The 15,947-nt window shown below is 72.0% G+C and carries 13 protein-coding genes and 1 pseudogene; 9 read left to right on the forward strand and 5 right to left on the reverse strand.

All coding sequences use genetic code 11. From position 1 onward, the window contains the following. Positions 1-33: 33 nt before the first annotated feature. The gene (gene ptsP, locus DEJ25_RS07865) at positions 34-1,689 is read right to left on the reverse strand and encodes a phosphoenolpyruvate--protein phosphotransferase (protein ID WP_111044346.1); all 1,656 of its coding nucleotides are present in this window, start codon (positions 1,687-1,689) and stop codon (positions 34-36) included. 294 nt (positions 1,690-1,983) lie between these two features. On the opposite strand from ptsP, the gene DEJ25_RS07870 reads away from it, so the two are divergent. The 9 genes and pseudogenes from DEJ25_RS07870 to DEJ25_RS07910 all read left to right on the forward strand — a co-directional run bounded on the left by DEJ25_RS07870 (position 1,984) and on the right by DEJ25_RS07910 (position 11,089). Continuing rightward, positions 1,984-2,754, forward strand: coding sequence for a DeoR/GlpR family DNA-binding transcription regulator (locus DEJ25_RS07870; RefSeq protein WP_110902695.1), 771 nt, complete (start codon positions 1,984-1,986; stop codon positions 2,752-2,754). 107 nt (positions 2,755-2,861) lie between these two features. Continuing rightward, on the forward strand, positions 2,862-3,134 hold the full coding sequence (locus DEJ25_RS07875; protein WP_110902694.1) for an HPr family phosphocarrier protein: 273 nt from the start codon (positions 2,862-2,864) through the stop codon (positions 3,132-3,134). 144 nt (positions 3,135-3,278) lie between these two features. Beyond that, positions 3,279-4,121 (forward strand): exodeoxyribonuclease III, encoded by an 843-nt coding sequence (locus DEJ25_RS07880; protein ID WP_111044347.1) that lies wholly within the window; start codon positions 3,279-3,281, stop codon positions 4,119-4,121. 34 nt (positions 4,122-4,155) lie between these two features. Next, positions 4,156-5,163 (forward strand): tryptophan--tRNA ligase, encoded by a 1,008-nt coding sequence (gene trpS / locus DEJ25_RS07885; protein ID WP_111044348.1) that lies wholly within the window; start codon positions 4,156-4,158, stop codon positions 5,161-5,163. Positions 5,164-5,169: 6 nt separating this feature from the next. Beyond that, positions 5,170-5,757 carry a GNAT family N-acetyltransferase gene (locus DEJ25_RS07890; protein ID WP_110902691.1) on the forward strand — a complete coding sequence of 196 codons (588 nt, stop codon included), beginning with the start codon at positions 5,170-5,172 and terminating at the stop codon, positions 5,755-5,757. Positions 5,758-5,825: 68 nt separating this feature from the next. Further along, positions 5,826-6,866, forward strand: coding sequence for a bifunctional diaminohydroxyphosphoribosylaminopyrimidine deaminase/5-amino-6-(5-phosphoribosylamino)uracil reductase RibD (gene ribD / locus DEJ25_RS07895; RefSeq protein ID WP_110902768.1), 1,041 nt, complete (start codon positions 5,826-5,828; stop codon positions 6,864-6,866). After that, positions 6,854-7,519, forward strand: a pseudogene (gene ribA, locus DEJ25_RS07900) (GTP cyclohydrolase II); the annotation flags it as partial. The gene ribD and the pseudogene ribA, both read left to right, overlap by 13 nt. A gap of 224 nt (positions 7,520-7,743) precedes the next feature. Next, the gene (locus tag DEJ25_RS07905; protein WP_111044349.1) at positions 7,744-9,147 is read left to right on the forward strand and encodes an MFS transporter; all 1,404 of its coding nucleotides are present in this window, start codon (positions 7,744-7,746) and stop codon (positions 9,145-9,147) included. 106 nt (positions 9,148-9,253) lie between these two features. Then, entirely contained in the window at positions 9,254-11,089 is a 1,836-nt protein-coding gene (locus tag DEJ25_RS07910) for an ABC transporter ATP-binding protein (protein WP_111044350.1), read from the forward strand. Between the two features lie 19 nt (positions 11,090-11,108). On the opposite strand, the gene DEJ25_RS07915 is transcribed toward DEJ25_RS07910, so the two are convergent. The 4 genes from DEJ25_RS07915 to DEJ25_RS07930 form a co-directional block, all read right to left on the reverse strand. Further along, positions 11,109-12,548 (reverse strand): NAD-dependent succinate-semialdehyde dehydrogenase, encoded by a 1,440-nt coding sequence (locus tag DEJ25_RS07915; RefSeq protein ID WP_111044434.1) that lies wholly within the window; start codon positions 12,546-12,548, stop codon positions 11,109-11,111. Positions 12,549-12,622: 74 nt separating this feature from the next. Next, positions 12,623-13,243: an isochorismatase family protein gene (locus tag DEJ25_RS07920; protein WP_110902687.1), complete on the reverse strand. Its 621-nt coding sequence runs from the start codon at positions 13,241-13,243 to the stop codon at positions 12,623-12,625. Between the two features lie 23 nt (positions 13,244-13,266). Further along, positions 13,267-14,775 carry a D-alanyl-D-alanine carboxypeptidase/D-alanyl-D-alanine-endopeptidase gene (dacB, locus tag DEJ25_RS07925; RefSeq protein ID WP_111044351.1) on the reverse strand — a complete coding sequence of 503 codons (1,509 nt, stop codon included), beginning with the start codon at positions 14,773-14,775 and terminating at the stop codon, positions 13,267-13,269. A gap of 71 nt (positions 14,776-14,846) precedes the next feature. Further along, positions 14,847-15,833, reverse strand: coding sequence for a Gfo/Idh/MocA family protein (locus tag DEJ25_RS07930; protein WP_111044352.1), 987 nt, complete (start codon positions 15,831-15,833; stop codon positions 14,847-14,849). Positions 15,834-15,947 lie beyond the last annotated feature (114 nt).

Raw genomic sequence — 15,947 nt, forward strand, 5'->3', positions numbered from 1 at the left:
GTGTGGTGCTGTGGGATGGGGCGGGGTGCGGGCTCAGACGGCGTGCGCTGCGGAGGCAGCGGACTTGGCGGCCGCTGCCGTGCTCGCGGCGAGTGCTGCCTGGGCCATCCCGCGGGCTTCGTCGAGGGTGTGCTTGCCGAGTTCGGCGCGCACGTCGGCGAGGGCCGCGGGGGTCATGGAGAGCGTGGTGGCGCCGAGGCCGACGAGGACGACGGCGAGCAGCGGGTCGGCCGCGGCCTCGCCGCAGATGCCGACCGCCTTGCCCGCGTCCGCTCCGGCCGTGCCGAGTTGGGCGACGAGGCGCAGGACGGCGGGGTGCCACGGGTCCTGGTAGTGCGCGACGGTGCCGAGCATCCGGTCGGCCGCCATCGTGTACTGGGTCAGGTCGTTCGTGCCGATCGAGACGAAGTCGGCGGACTGGAACACCTGCTCGGCCATCAGCGCCAGGGAGGGCACCTCGGCCATCACGCCGGCGGTGCGGATGCCGAGCTCGCGAGCGAGGTCGACGAAGTACTCGGTCTCCTCGGCGTCGGCGACCATCGGGGCCATCACCCAGAGGTCGGCCTCGGTCGCGGCGTCGGCCTGCGCGAGGGCGGTCAGCTGGTCGCGGAGCACCTGCGGGTGGTTCCGGAGCGCCCGGAGCCCACGGCGGCCGAGCGCCGGGTTCTCCTCGTCCTTGTCGGTGAGGAAGGGCAGCGGCTTGTCGGCGCCGGCGTCGAGCGCCCGGACGACGACCTTCTTGCCGGGGAACGCTGCGAGCAGCTGCTCGTACGACGCCTGCTGCGAGGCGACGGTCGGGGCGGTGGGCGAGTCGAGGAACAGGAACTCGGTGCGGAACAGGCCGACACCCTCGGCGCCGAGGTCGACGGCGGCCTGCGCGTCGGCCGGGCTGCCGAGGTTCGCCAGCAGCGGGACGACGTGACCGTCGGCGAGGGCGCCGGCGGTCAGGGGTGTGGCAGCGGCGGCGCGGCGCTCGGCAATACGTTGCTCGACGTCGGCGACGAGCTCGTCGGACGGCTCGGTCACCACGGTGCCGGCGCCGGCGTCGACGACCACGTGCTGGCCCTCGACCAGGTCGTCGGCACCGGTGACGCCGACGATCGCGGTGATGCCCTTGGCCCGGGCGAGGATCGCGGTGTGCGAGGTCGGGCCGCCGTCACGGGTGACGAGGGCCAGGACCTTGTCGAGGTCGAGCAGGGCGGTGTCCGCCGGGGCGAGGTCGCGGGCGACGAGCACGAAGGGGGTCTCCGACTCGGGCACGCCCGGCGCGGGGACACCGCGGAGCTTCGCGACGATGCGCTGGGCGACGTCGTCGAGGTCAGCCGCGCGCTCCCCCATGTAGCCCCCCATGCCGACGAGCAGGTCACGGAACTGCGCGAACGCCTCGTGCACTGCGCGCTCGGCGTTGGTGCCGCCGTCGATGCGGATGTGCACGTCGTCGAGGAGGGTCGGGTCCTGGGCCATCAGCGCCTGGGCCTCGAGCACGGCCTGGGCGTCGCCGCCGGCGAGCTGTCCGCGCTTGTTGAGGTCCTCCGCCACCGCGGCGAGCGCCGTGTGCACGGCCTGCTTGGCGTCGTCGGCCGAACCCTCGAGCGGGGCGGTCGAAGGGGTTCCCAGAGGATCCGCCATCCGGAGCACCGGGCCGTGGGCAACGCCGCGGCCGACGCCGGTTCCGAGCAGATCGGACATGGGGAGACTCCTTCATCTCACGCGCAGCTGCGGTGGGTGGTTCGGGGGCGGTGCTGCGTCCGGTGCGTGGTGCGACCGGACGGCTCTGCAGCACCATACATCGCGTCGCGTTGACAAACAAACACATCCGGGGATAAAAATGCAGAAACAGATGCCCGTTTGCGTTTGCCGTCCAGGAGCGCCCCGGGCCTCCCGGTCGGATCGTGCCCGAGCATGTCCGTTCCGCTCCACATGACCGCCCCCGACCGGACACGCTGACCGACCCGAGCGACCCGCTCGACCAGATGAGGCCCGATGTACGCACCAGAACGCCACCAGCGCATCGTCGAACAGGCGCGCGCCCACGGCCGGGTCGACGTCAAGGACCTCGCCGAACTGCTCGCCGTCACACCGGAGACCATCCGCCGCGACCTGACGAGCCTCGAGCGCCGCGGGCTCGTCCGTCGCGCCCACGGCGGTGCGATCCCCGTCGAGCGGATCACCCTGCACCCGGGCGTCGGCGACCGCGGTGGCATCAACCAGACCGAGAAGATGGTGATCGCCGAGGCGGCACTCGCCGAGCTGCCGGAGAACGGCTCCGTGATGATCGACGCCGGCACGTCCACGATCTGCCTGGCCGAGATGCTGCCCACCGACCGCGGTCTCACCGTCGTCACGCACTCGCTGCCGGTGGCGATGGCCGTCGCCAACCGACCGGGCATCGACCTGCACCTGCTCGGCGGCAACATCCGGAGCGATTCGCTCGCCGGCGTCGGCACGTGGACGCACCAGCTCATCGGCATGGTCAGCGTCGACGTCGCCTTCGTCAGCATCAACGGGATCACCCCGGAGCGCGGGCTGACGACGCACAACATGGCCGAGGCCGCCGTGAAGTCCGCCATGATCAAGTCGGCCCGCCGGAGCATCCTGCTCGCCGACCACACCAAGTTCGGTCGCGAGGAGTTCGGCCGCGTGGCCCCTCTCGCCGCGATCGACACGATCATCACCGACCCCGGCGTCAACCTGGACCTGGTTCGCGAGGTCGAGGCCGCCGGCACCGAGGTCTTCTGGCCCGGGCGCGACTGACCACGGGACGTCGACCACGCCGGCCCGTCCGCGCCCCACCAACCCCGGGAACCACCCGCCAGGCGCTCGCTACCATGAGCGCACCACCCATCGACAGGAGCCCATCGATGTCCGAAGCCACCCGCACCGTCACCGTCGCCAGCGCGTCCGGCCTGCACGCACGACCCGCGTCGCTGTTCGTCCAGACCGTCACCGCGTCCGGCCACCAGGTCACCATCACCAAGGGTGAGAAGTCGGCGAACGCCGGCAGCATCCTCGGCCTCCTCGGCCTCGGGGTCGAGAACGGCGACGAGGTCGCGCTGACCGTGTCCGGCGACGACGCCGAGACCACCGCGGACAGCCTGGTCGACTTCCTGCAGACGGACCACGACGCGGCCTGACGCGCGTCCTGAGTCCGCGCGACCACTCGGTCGCCGTCCCGACGGGAGGCCCGTCACCAGCCGGTGACGGGCCTCCCGTCCGTCGTCCGGTCGCCCCCTCGTGGGCACGTCCGGGGCGTCGGGGCGCGCCGGTAGGGTTGGTGCATGACACGCCTGCGCCTCGCGACCGTCAACGTCAACGGCATCCGTGCCGCGTTCCGGAAGGGGATGGGCGACTGGCTCGCCGAGCGCGACGTCGACGTGCTCGCCCTGCAGGAGGTCCGCGCCTCGACCGAGGACCTGACCGGCCTCCTCGGCGACGAGTGGGACGTCGTGCACGACCCCGCGTCGGCGAAGGGCCGCGCCGGTGTCGCCATCGCCTCGCGGCACCGGGCGCATCTGCACCGGGTCGAGCTCGGGGCCGAGGACTTCGACTCCGCCGGCCGCTGGCTCGAGGCCGACTACGAGATCGGCGGACGGACGGTCACGGTCGTCTCCACCTACGTGCACTCGGGCGAGGTCGACACCCCGAAGCAGGACGAGAAGTGGAAGTTCCTCGACGCCATGACCGCGCGGCTGCCCGCGCTCCGCGAGCACAACCCGCTCGCCGTCGTCGTCGGTGACCTCAACGTCGGCCACGACCAGCGGGACATCAAGAACTGGAAGGGCAACGTCAAGCGCGCCGGCTTCCTGCCGCGCGAGCGCGCCTACTTCAGCCGGTTCTTCGGCGCCGACGGCGAACCGGTCGAGGGTGCCGACGGCAGCACCGCACCCGGCCTCGGTTGGGTCGACGTCGGCCGTGCCCAGGCCGGTGAGGTCGACGGGCCGTACACGTGGTGGTCCTGGCGCGGGCAGGCCTTCGACAACGACTCCGGCTGGCGCATCGACTACCAGGTCGCGACGCCCGAACTCGCCGCGACGGTGACCTCGTACACCGTCGACCGGGCCGCTGCGTACGACCAGCGATGGTCCGACCACGCCCCCGTGGTCGTCGACTACGAACTCTGATCCCCCACTCGCTCCCGAGCACCAGGACTCCCGCATGACCAGCACCCGCATCTTCTCCGGCATCCAGCCCTCGGCCGGGTCCCTCCACCTCGGCAACTACATCGGCGCCCTCATGCAGTGGCGCGACCTGCAGGACGACCACGACGCCGTGTACTGCGTGGTCGACATGCACGCCATCACGTCCCCGCAGGACCCGGCGGCGCTCCGCGAGAACACCCGACGGACCGCGGCGCAGTACATCGCCGCGGGCATCGACCCGACGAAGTCGACGCTCTTCATCCAGTCGCACGTGCCCGCACACGCCCAGCTCGCCTGGGTGCTCAACACCATTACGGGCTTCGGCGAGGCGAGCCGGATGACCCAGTTCAAGGACAAGTCGGCGCGACAGGGTGCCGAGGCCGCCTCGGTCGGGCTGTTCACCTACCCGATGTTGATGGCCGCCGACATCCTGCTCTACGACGCCCAGGTGGTGCCGGTCGGCGACGACCAGCGCCAGCACGTCGAGCTGACCCGGGACCTCGCCGGCCGCTTCAACTCCCGCTTCGGTGACACGTTCGTCGTGCCGGAAGCGCGGATCCTCGGCGACACCGCCCGGATCTACGACCTGCAGGAGCCCACGAGCAAGATGAGCAAGTCGGCGGCGTCGGACAGCGGCCTGGTGCTGCTGCTCGACGAGCCGAAGCGCACCGCGAAGAAGATCCGGTCGGCGGTCACCGACACCGAGCGGGAGATCCGCGCCGACCGGGCCGGGAAGCCCGGTGTCACGAACCTGCTGGCGATCCTCTCCGCGTTCACCCACACCCCGGTCGCCGAGCTCGAGGCCTCGTTCGTCGGCAAGGGCTACGGCGACCTGAAGGGCGAGGTGGCCGACGCGGTCGTCGCCGAGCTCGAGCCGGTCCGCACCCGGACGCTCGAACTCCTCGACGACCCCGCCGAGCTGGACCGCCTGCTCGAGGTCGGCGCCGAGCGGGCCGAGTCGATCGCCGAGGCCACGCTCGCCCGCGTGTACGACGCGATCGGCTTCGTGCCCCGCGCCCGCTGACCGGCCGTGCTCCCCGTCACCCTCGAGTCTGCACGGGTCCGGCTCGACATGCCGACCCGTGCCGACACGGCCGCCATCACCGAGGCCTGTCAGGACCCGGAGATCGTCCGCTGGACGACGATCCCGCAGCCGTACCGGGCGCAGGACGCGCAGTCCTTCGTCGACGCGCTCGTCGGACCCGGATGGGCGTCGGACCGCGAGTACACCTGGGCGATCCGACGGCAGGGGTCGACCTGGCTCGACGGTGTCATCAGCTACCGGACGGCCCGCCGGGACCTCGGGTTCTGGCTGGCGCCCGCGGCCCGCGGTACCGGACTCGTGCACGACGCCGTCGAACTCGTCGTGGCGTGGGCGTTCGCGCAGGGCGCCCCGGACGTGTACTGGGAGTGCTACGTCGGCAACACCGCGTCGGCCGCGGTCGCCCGTCGTGCCGGCTTCGCGTACACCGGAAGCGGTGACGCCCTCGTGCCGAACCGTGACGGCTCGCCGGCCCCGGCGTGGAAGGGCCTGCGGCGCGCGGACGGGACGCCCGCGTCCGACCTGCCCTGGCCTCCCGGATCGACGTCGCAGACCGCCGGTAGTCTCGCTCCGTGAGCCACACCGCACCCGACACGGCCCCGGAGCCGCACGGCCTGCCCGCCAGCGACGCCGAGGTCCGCGCGATGCGCCGCGCACTCGAGCTCGCGGCCCGGGGCCCGGCCGTCGGCGACCACGCCCGGGTCGGCGCCGTCGTGCTCTCCCCCGACGGCGACGTCCTCGGCGAGGGTTGGCACCGCGGTGCGGGCACCCCGCACGCCGAGGTCGACGCGATGCGGAAGGTCGACCCGGCGCGGCTCCGTGGCGCGACCGCGGTGGTGACCCTCGAACCGTGCGACCACGTCGGCCGGACCGGGCCGTGCTCCGTCGCCCTCATCGAGGCCGGCGTCGCGCGGGTCGTGTACGCCGTCGACGACCCCGGTCCCGCCGCCCACGGTGGCGCGGACCGACTGCGAGCCGCCGGCGTCGACGTGGTGCCGGACGTCCTCGCCGACCAGGCCGAGGCGTTCCTCGAGCGCTGGCTGCTCTCCGTCCGTCTCGGGCGTCCCTGGGTGACCGTGAAGTGGGCCGCCAGCCTGGACGGTCGTGCCGCCGCGGCCGACGGGTCGAGTCAGTGGATCACCGGCGCCGCCGCCCGCCAGCACGTGCACGAACAACGGGCCGCGCACGACGCCGTCCTGGTCGGTACCGGTACCGCCCTGGCCGACGACCCCAGCCTGACCGCACGCGGCGACGCCGGGGAGTTCCTCGCCGACCAGCCGTTGCCCGTCGTCCTCGGCGACCGAGCCCTGCCGGCGGACGCCGCCCTGCACCGGCATCCCCGCGGGGTCGTCACGATCTCCGGACACGACCTCGACGCCGCGCTCCGCTCGCTCCGAGCACGCGGGGTGCACAGCGTCCTCGTCGAGGGCGGCCCGACCGTCGCCTCGGCGTTCATCGCCGCCGGACTGGCCGACGAACTGCTCGTCTACCTGGCCCCGGTACTGCTCGGCGGACCCCGCGTCGCACTCGGCGACATCGGGGTGGGAAGTATCCAAGAGGCGCGGACGTTGCGTGTACTGTCGACGTCCAGCCTCGGCCCCGATCTGCTGGTCCGCGCCCGCACGGTCCCGCAGCGGCCTGACGGCGCGGTCGACGGGGCCCCCACCGACCGGAGCACCACATGACCGACGCACTGACCTCCGCCACCCCCGGGAGCCCGGTGTCGTTCGAGGTGTCCACGAACGTCCCCACCACGCACGGCCTCTTCGAGATGCGCGCCTACCGCGACCTCGTGACGAGCGCGGAACACGTCGCCGTGATCGCGAAGACCCCCGACGGCCAGGCACCCTCGGACGGCGCACTCGTGCGGGTGCACTCCGAGTGCCTGACCGGTGAGGCCTTCGGGTCGCTGAAGTGCGAGTGCGGCCCGCAGCTCGACGCCGCCCTCGACACCATCGCCGCCGAGGGCGGGGTCGTCGTCTACCTGCGGGGCCACGAGGGTCGCGGCATCGGCCTCATCAACAAGCTCAAGGCCTACCGCCTGCAGGAGGACGGGCTCGACACGCTCGACGCGAACCTCGCGCTCGGCCTCCCGGCCGACTCCCGCGAGTACGGCGGCGCCGCCGGGATCCTCGCCGACCTCGGCATCACCCGTGTGCGGCTGCTCTCGAACAACCCCGAGAAGCGCCGACAGTTGGTGGAGCACGGCATCACGGTGGACTCCCTCGTGCCGCTGGTCGTCGGGATCTCCGCGCAGAACGCCGGGTACCTGGACACCAAGCGCGACCGCATGGGCCACACGCTGCCGTCGCACCTCGGCACCGGCGCGAGCAACTGACGGACCGGCAACCGTCCGACCGGGCGAACTGACGGCCAGCTCAGGGTCGATTCGCAGCTGCCCGACATCCGTCGTACACTGAGGACCCCGTCACGAGCGGGACCACCACCTCCGAACGCACCCGACCCGGTGTCCGCGCCACCCCGCGCGAACCGTGTCGCCAGTCCGCCGTCCGGTCACCGCAGCGCTCCTCGAACGCGCGCACCTCGAAGGTCCTCACACGCATGTCCGCCGCCCCGGCCACCCCGACGTCCGCCACGAAGACGAACCCGCGCTCGCGCGTCGTCATCGCGAGCCTCGTCGGCACCTCCATCGAGTTCTACGACTTCTACGTCTACGCGACCGCCGCCGTCCTCGTCTTCCCCACCCTGTTCTTCCCGAACGAGGACCCGACGGCGTCGCAGCTGTCCTCGTTCGTGACGTTCGCGCTGGCGTTCTTCGCCCGTCCGGTCGGATCGATCCTGTTCGGTCACTTCGGTGACCGCGTCGGACGGAAGACCACCCTCGTCGCCTCCCTGCTCGTGATGGGCACCGCGACGTTCCTCATCGGCTGCCTGCCGACCTTCGGCTCGGTCGGGGTCCTGGCGCCCGTGCTCCTCGCCGTCCTCCGCTTCGCCCAGGGCGTCGGACTCGGCGGCGAGTGGTCCGGCGCGGCACTGCTCGCGACGGAGAACGCCCCCGAGGGCAAGCGCGGCGTGTTCGGTTCGATGCCGCAGCTCGGCGCCCCGATCGGCTTCCTGCTCGCCAACGGCCTGTTCATCATCATCAACGCGGCGCTGCCCGCCGGTGCCGACGGCACCCCGAACGCCGACTTCCAGGCGTGGGGATGGCGCATCCCGTTCCTGGTGTCCTCCGTGCTCGTCCTCATCGGGCTCTACGTGCGCTTCCGTCTGGTCGAGTCCACCGTGTTCCGTGGCGTCCAGGAGTCCGGCTCGGTCGCGAAGGTCCCGCTCGGCCGGGTGTTCCGCACCTCCTGGCGCGCGGTCGTCGTCGGCACCTTCGGCATGGTCGCGACCTACGTGCTCTTCTACTTCATGACGACCTTCACGCTGAACTACGGCACGGCGGGCGACACCGCGTCGAAGCTCGTCCCGAAGATCGGGCTCGGGTACTCGCGCGGCGAGTTCCTGTCACTGCTCATGATCGGTGTCGTCTTCTTCGGCATCTGCACGCCGATCGCGGGCCTGCTCGCCGACCGGTTCGGACGCCGCCGCACGCTCATCCCGACCACCATCGGCATCGCGCTCTTCGGCCTGACGTTCCAGTTCTGGTTCGCGGCGGCTCACGGACCGATCACCGTGGTCACGTTCCTGATCGTCGGACTGTCACTGATGGGGCTCACATTCGGTCCGATGGGCGCGCTGCTGCCGGAGCTGTTCCCGACCAACGTCCGGTACACCGGCTCCGCACTGGCGTACAACGTCGCGTCGATCCTCGGTGCCTCGCTCGCGCCGACCATCGCCCTCAAGCTGTGGCAGCCGGACGGGAACATCTTCCTCGTCGGCCTCTACCTGACCATCGCGGCGGTCGTGACGCTGGTCGCGCTGTTCCTCGTCCGCGAGACCCGCGGGAGCGACCTCGCGGACACGGTCGACGACCAGCCGGCCGTGGAGCGCGTCGCCCCGTAGCGCGAGCGCTCCTCCGCGAGCACCTGACGGACGGGAGGCTCCCCACCACACCGGTGGGGAGCCTCCCGTCCGTCTGTCGGTCCCGCGGTGAGAGAATCGACCCACGATGAGCAACCCGTTCGCACGCCCGAAGAAGACCGACGGGCCCCGCGCCACCTTCGGTCGCCTGCTGTCCTACCTGTTCGAGAACAAGCCGGCGATGGTCGTCATCATCGTGCTGAGCATCCTCGGGGCAGGAGCGTCCCTGGCGCAGCCGCTGCTCGTGAACCAGGTCGTGACCGCCGTCCAACAGGGCACCGGCATGTCGGCGCTGGTGTGGGCGCTCGTGGTCCTGGTGCTCGTCGCCGGCGTCCTGAACGGTGTCCAGCACTTCCTGCTGCAGCGTGCCGGCGAAGGCGTCGTGCTCTCCACCCGGCGCAAGCTCATCGCACGGATCCTCAACCTGCCGATCTCGGAGTTCGACGTCCGACGCACCGGGGACCTGGTGTCCCGCGTCGGCAGCGACACCACGCTCCTCCGGGCCGTCCTGACGCAGGGGCTGATCGAGTCCATCGGCGGCGCGCTCACCTTCGCCGGCGCGGTCATCGCGATGGCGATCATCGACCCGCTGCTCCTCGTCGTGGTGATCGTCATCGTCATCGTCGCGGTGGTCGTCGTCGGCGGCCTCAGCCGGCGCATCCGGGTCGCCTCGAAGGCCGCGCAGGAGAAGGTCGGCGACCTCACCGCCGCGGTCGAGCGCGGCATCGGCGCCGTCCGCACCATCCGTGCCGCGGGTGCCACGGCGCGCGAGGTCAGTGAGGTCGACCAGCACGCGACGGAGGCCTACCAGCGCGGGCTCGTCATCGCCCGGATGTCAGCGTTCGTGGTGCCGGTCGCGAGCATCGTCATGCAGGTCGCGTTCATCGCCGTGCTCGGCATCGGCGGCGCGCAGGTCGCGGCGGGGACGATCACGATCGCGACCCTCATCACGTTCATCCTGCTGCTCTTCATGATGATCATGCCGCTCGGTCAGGCCCTCGGCGCGGTCGTCGCCGTGGCGCAGGCCCTCGGTGCCCTCGGCCGCATCGAGGAGGTCCTGCACCTGCCGACCGAGGACCAGGACGACGCCGCGGTCCGGCCGGCCGCCGCGATCGCCACGGACGACGCGATCACGTTCGAACACGTCACCTTCCGGTACGCGGTGTCCCCGGACGCGGTCGGCACGGACGGGGCCGAAGGGGCGGGCGACGTCAGTGCGGTGGCACCGAGCGCCGAGGACGACCAGGTCGTGCTGCGCGACGTGTCGTTCAGCGTCCCGCGCGGCTCCCGTGTCGCGCTGGTCGGTCCGTCCGGTGCGGGCAAGTCGACGACGCTCGCGCTCATCGAGCGCTTCTACGACCCGACCGACGGCGTCATCCGACTCGGTGGTCTGGACGTCCGCGGCCTCGACCGCGCCGAACTCCGAGCGCAGATCGGGTACGTCGAACAGGATGCCCCCGTGCTGGCCGGCACGATCCGAGCGAACCTGCTGCTCGGGTCGCCGGACGCGTCCGAGTCCGAGTGCGTCCGGGTGCTCGAGGCCGTGAACCTCGGCGACGTGCTGCACCGCGACCCCCGCGGCCTCGACGCGCAGGTCGGTGAGGACGGCGTGATGCTCTCCGGCGGGGAACGGCAGCGCCTCGCCATCGCGCGGGCCCTGCTCGCCGCTCCCCCGATCCTCCTGCTCGACGAGTCGACGTCCTCGCTCGACGGTGTGAACGAGCAGAAGATGCGCCTGGCGATCGACGCCGTCGCCGAGGACCGCACCCTGCTCGTCATCGCCCACCGACTGTCCACCGTGGTGGACTCCGACGTCATCGTCGTGCTCGAGCACGGCCGCGTCGTCGGTGTCGGCACCCACTCCGAACTCGTGCAGAGCACCCCGCTCTACCGCGACCTGGCGAAGCACCAGCTCCTCGTCTGAGGCCACCTCTGCGAGGGGCTCAGGCGGCGAAGGGGTCCGGCGTCAGGACGTAGACCGTCTCCAGGTACTCCTCGAGGCCCTCGTGCGAGCCCTCGCGGCCGAGACCGGAGGCCTTCACGCCGCCGAACGGGAACGCCGCGTTGGACACGACCCCCGTGTTCCATCCGAGCATCCCCGTCTCGAGCCGTTCGGCCAGCCGCTGCCCACGGCGCATGTCCTCAGTGAACGCGTATGCGACGAGGCCGTACTCCGTGTCGTTGGCGAGGCGGATGCCCTCCTCCTCCGTCGCGAAGCGCGTGATCGACACGACCGGTCCGAAGATCTCGGTGGTCAGGATGTCCGAGCCGGGCTGGACGTCGTCCAGGAGCGTCGGTGCGTAGAAGGTGCCCTCGCGCTCGAGCCTCGCCCCACCGGTGACGAGTCGTGCTCCGCGCTCGACGGCGTCGTCCACGAGCCCCGCGGCCTTGTCGACCGCGCGAGAATCGATGAGCGGGCCGATGTCCGTACCGTCCTCGGTGCCCCGACCGATGCGCAGCGCGTCGATCCGCTCGGTGAGTGCCGCGGTGAACGCGTCGGCGATGCCCTCCTGCACGAAGAAGCGGTTGGCCGCGGTGCAGGCTTCGCCGACGTTGCGGAACTTCGCCTGCATCGCGGCGTCCACCGCGCGGTCGAGGTCGGCGTCGTCGAACACCAGGAGCGGGGCGTTGCCCCCGAGCTCCATGCTCGTCTTCAGGACGTTGTCGGCCGCCTGCTTGAGCAGCGCCGAACCGACCGGGGTCGAGCCGGTGAAGGTGAGCTTCCGCAGCCGGCGGTCGGCGATGACCGGCGCGGACAGGGCCTTCGCGTCCGAGGCCGGCACCACGTTGAGGACACCGTCCGGCAGCCCGGCGCGACGGAACAGCTCGACCAGGTACAGCGTGGTCAGCGGGGTGAGGTCGGCGGGCTTCAGCACGACCGTGCACCCGGCGGCCAGCGCCGGTGCGAGCTTCCGGGTGGCCATCGCCAGTGGGAAGTTCCACGGCGTGATCGCGTAGACGGGGCCGACCGGACGCTTGAGGACGATGCCGCGACCGGTGCCCTCCGGGTTCGTGCGGTAGTCGCCGCCGATGCGCACGGCTTCCTCCGAGAACCAGCGGAGGAACTCGGCACCGTAGACGACCTCGCCGCGGGACTCTGCGAGCGGCTTGCCCATCTCGAGCGTCATGATCGCGGCGATGTCGTCGGCGTGCTCGTGCACGAGGTCGAACGTGCGCCGGAGCAGGTCGGAGCGGTGCCGGGGTGCGGTCGCCGCCCACTCGGCCTGTGCGGCGACGGCGGAGTCGAGTGCGGCGATGCCGTCCTCCGGGGTGGCGTCCGCGACGCTCGCGAGGACCGCGCCGGTGGAGGGGTCGCGGACGTCGAAGGTCGCGCCGCCGCTCGCGGGACGCCAGGAGCCGCCGATGAAGAGACCGGTGGGCACGTCGGCGACGCTGACGTGCTCGTCACCGACCGTGGTGCTGGTGGCGGCCGTGGTACTGGTCGTCTGCTCGTCGGTCACAGGACCGCTCCTCCCGGACGCTGACGCCCCTCGTCCATGTCGCTGCGCCCGGTGTGCCCGCCCTCGTCTCGGACCTCTTCGAGCGCGGCGTCGCTGCTGGCCGGGACGATGCCCACGACGAGGTCCTCGTAGACGAAGACGTCGAGGCCCGCGTGCACCCCGTCGAGCGCGGACGCCCGGACGCAGTGGTCGGTCGCGATGCCGACGATGTCGACGGCGTGGACCTCGCGGTCGAAGAAGACGTCGACGAGGTCGGCCCCGGCTTCGGTCGTGCCCTCGAACGCCGAGTACGCCGGCTCACCCTGCCCCTTGCGGACGTGGACGTCGACGAAGGACAGGTCGAGCGCCGGGTGGTACTCGGCGCCCGGCGTGCCGGCGACGCAGTGCGGCGGCCAGGTCGTCCGGAAGTCCGGACCCTCCGGACCCGCGAAGTGTCCGCCGTTGTCCCCGGTGGCGTCGTGCCAGTCCCGGGAGGCCACGACGAGGTCGTACTCGTCCGCATGCCGACGGAGGAACGCGGTAATCCGCTCGGCGAGTGCCGCTCCCCCGTCGACCGCGAGCGCACCGCCTTCGGTGAAGTCGTTCTGGACGTCGGTGATGAGCAGTGCCCTTGCCATGCCCCCATCCAACACCCGTCGGGTCAGGACCCGGTGAGCGAACCTCCGCACCGGTAGACCGCGGCCGTGACCGCGTCGAGTGCCGGGAGCGCGGCGGCCCGAGGCGACCCGATGGCGTAGAACGCGAACGTCAGCTTCGTGCCGTCGGCAGCGTCGATGTACCCGCCGAGGGTGTTGGCGCTGTCGATCCACCCGGTCTTCGCGTGCACCTTGCCGCGCGCCACGGCGTTCGCGCCGGTGAACCGACTCGAGAGCGTGCCGGACACGCCGGCCACCGGCAGGACCTGCGCGAGTGTCCCGAGCCCCTTGTCACCCCGGGTCACCGGGACCATGAGGTGTGCGACGAACGAGGGCGAGACGGCGTTCGACGCGCTCTCGCCGGAGCCGTCGACGATGCGGATGCCGGACGGGTCCACGCCGTACCCGCGGAGGGCACTGCTGTAGACACCGGTCAGTGACGCTGCGGTGCCACCGGCGCCGGCCTGCTTCGACGACACGCGCGCGAGCATCTCGGCGAGGGTGTTGTCCGAGTTCGGGATCATCTGCCCGATCAGCGTCGACACCGGCTGGGACTGCACCTGCGCGATCGTGTTCTGTGAGGTCGTCGCCCGCTGCGTCACCTGCGCGGTCGACGCTCCGACGACTCCGGCGTTCGCGAGGGCCGTCCGGAAGGCCACACCGGCCCGGCCGATCGGGTCCTCGGAGCGCGGCGAGGTCGCGGCCGCCGGGTTCGCGCGGTCGCCGTCGACCATCAGCGCGGTGACGTTCGGCTGGTACCCGATGGTCCGCTCGCTGACGGGCCAGGTCGGGTCCCAGGCGTCGGATGCACTCCACCAGGTGCCGTCGGCGACGATCGTCGTCACCGGCGTGCCGCCGAGCCGCCCCTTCACCTGCTGGGCGAGTTGCGCGAGGCTCGGCGCCCCCGGGTAGACCGTGCCGTTGCCGGCCGTCAGGGTCGCGTCACCGTGTCCGACGAGGGCGATCGTCCCACCACCCTCGTCGGTGACGGTCGTCGGGATGGTGTGCCCGGCACCGAGGACCGCCAGCGCGGTCGCGCTCGTCAGGGTCTTCATCACGCTGCCGGTCTGCGCCGGCGTCCCACCGTCGCGCGAGAACAGCTCTTCCCCGGTGGCCGCGTTCATGACGTAGCCCTCGAAGCGGCCGAGCCCACTCGCGGAGGCTGCGCCAGCGACCGAGCAGGTGCGGGCGGCAGCCTTCGCCGACGGGGTCGGTGTCGGGGTCGCAGTCGGTCTCGCGGTCGGCGTGGCCGTCCGGGCTGCCGACGGGGTCGGGGACGACGCCGGTGTCCGGGTGCCGAGCGGCGTCCGGGAGGCGCTGGCCGACCCGATCGCGCTGGGCTGGTCCGCGGTCGCCGCGTTCACCGCGACCACACCGCCGGAGGCGACCGCGAGGACGACGACGAGCCCACCGACTCCCCACGGCACCGGCTTCCGGCGGACGGAGGCGCGCAGGGCTGCGACGGAACGGTGGACGGGGCCGCCGGTGGGCGGCTGGGGTGACTGCTCGGACATCCAGGCGATCCTACGAGACGCGGGTCCGTGCCTCCAGGCCCACCGTCGTCAGCCGCCGGGCTGCGAGGTGTTCAGTGCCCGGGATCGGCCAGGTACCGGACGCCGACCTGCCGGCGGGCCTCGTCCATCACGGCCATGATCGCGACCGTGTGGTCGATGTGCGTGGTGCTGTCGGCCGGCACCCCGGCCGTGATCGCGGCCTCGAAGCCACGGGCCTCGTGGTTGTAGCCGGCGAGCTCCTCGCGCCCGTCGAACTCCTCCACGACCGCACCGTCGGCGTCCCGGATGCGCCAGGTGGTCGGCGTGCACCACGTCGGGTCGAGGTCGATACGCCCCTCGGTGCCGATGATCGACGCACTGTTCGGGCTGCGCAGGTCCAAGGCGAAGTGCACCGTCGACTGCGCCCCACCCGGATGGGTCATCACGATGCCCATCTGCGTGTCGACGTCCTGGTCGCTGAGGGTGCCGGACGCTGTGACCGCGGTCGGGACGCCGAGCACGTCGACCGCGAACGACACGGGGTAGACGCCGAGGTCGAGCAGCGCGCCACCGCCGAGAGCGGGGTCGTTGAGCCGGTGGCGCGGATCGGTCGGCAGCGCCTGGTGGTGCGTCGCCTGCACCAGTCGGGGGGTGCCGATGCGGCCCTCGGCGAGGACCCGCCGCATCATCGCGGTCTGCGGCAGGAAGCGGGTCCACATCGCCTCCATCACGAGCACACCGCGGTCGTGCGCCGCGTCGCGGACCCGTCGGGCCTCCTCCGCGGTGATCGTGAAGGCCTTCTCGACCAGGACGTGCTTCCCTGCGGCGATCGCGAGCAGGGCGTCCTCGGCGTGGCGGGAGTGCGGCGTCGCCACGTAGACCGCGTCGACCTGGTCGTCCGCCACCAGTGCGGCGTAGTCACCGTGCGCGTGCGGGATGTCGTGTTCGTCCGCGAAGGCCCGCGCGGACTCGTCGGTCCGTGAGCCGACCGCGGTGAACACCACCCCCGCGGCACTGCAGTCGCGGACGAAGGACCGGGCGATGCCGCCGGTCCCGAGTACTCCCCATCGGATGGCCATGGGTCGTGTCTACCAGCCGCTCCCGCGCAGGTCGTCGCGCGATCGCCCCGCTGCGGACAGGCCAGCTGTCCACAGGGGCTCGTGCAGCGGTGTCAGGACCGCCGGAGTACCGTG

Source organism: Curtobacterium sp. MCPF17_011 (assembly GCF_003234145.1).
GTDB lineage: Bacteria > Actinomycetota > Actinomycetes > Actinomycetales > Microbacteriaceae > Curtobacterium.

Coding starts and splice junctions, on each gene's coding strand:
- ptsP (WP_111044346.1), bottom strand. CDS start 1,689: ATGTCCGATCTGCTCGGAACCGGCGTCGGCCGCGGCGTTGCCCACGGC.
- DEJ25_RS07870 (WP_110902695.1), top strand. CDS start 1,984: ATGTACGCACCAGAACGCCACCAGCGCATCGTCGAACAGGCGCGCGCC.
- DEJ25_RS07875 (WP_110902694.1), top strand. CDS start 2,862: ATGTCCGAAGCCACCCGCACCGTCACCGTCGCCAGCGCGTCCGGCCTG.
- DEJ25_RS07880 (WP_111044347.1), top strand. CDS start 3,279: ATGACACGCCTGCGCCTCGCGACCGTCAACGTCAACGGCATCCGTGCC.
- trpS (WP_111044348.1), top strand. CDS start 4,156: ATGACCAGCACCCGCATCTTCTCCGGCATCCAGCCCTCGGCCGGGTCC.
- ribD (WP_110902768.1), top strand. CDS start 5,826: ATGCGCCGCGCACTCGAGCTCGCGGCCCGGGGCCCGGCCGTCGGCGAC.
- DEJ25_RS07905 (WP_111044349.1), top strand. CDS start 7,744: ATGTCCGCCGCCCCGGCCACCCCGACGTCCGCCACGAAGACGAACCCG.
- DEJ25_RS07910 (WP_111044350.1), top strand. CDS start 9,254: ATGAGCAACCCGTTCGCACGCCCGAAGAAGACCGACGGGCCCCGCGCC.
- DEJ25_RS07920 (WP_110902687.1), bottom strand. CDS start 13,243: ATGGCAAGGGCACTGCTCATCACCGACGTCCAGAACGACTTCACCGAA.
- dacB (WP_111044351.1), bottom strand. CDS start 14,775: ATGTCCGAGCAGTCACCCCAGCCGCCCACCGGCGGCCCCGTCCACCGT.
- DEJ25_RS07930 (WP_111044352.1), bottom strand. CDS start 15,833: ATGGCCATCCGATGGGGAGTACTCGGGACCGGCGGCATCGCCCGGTCC.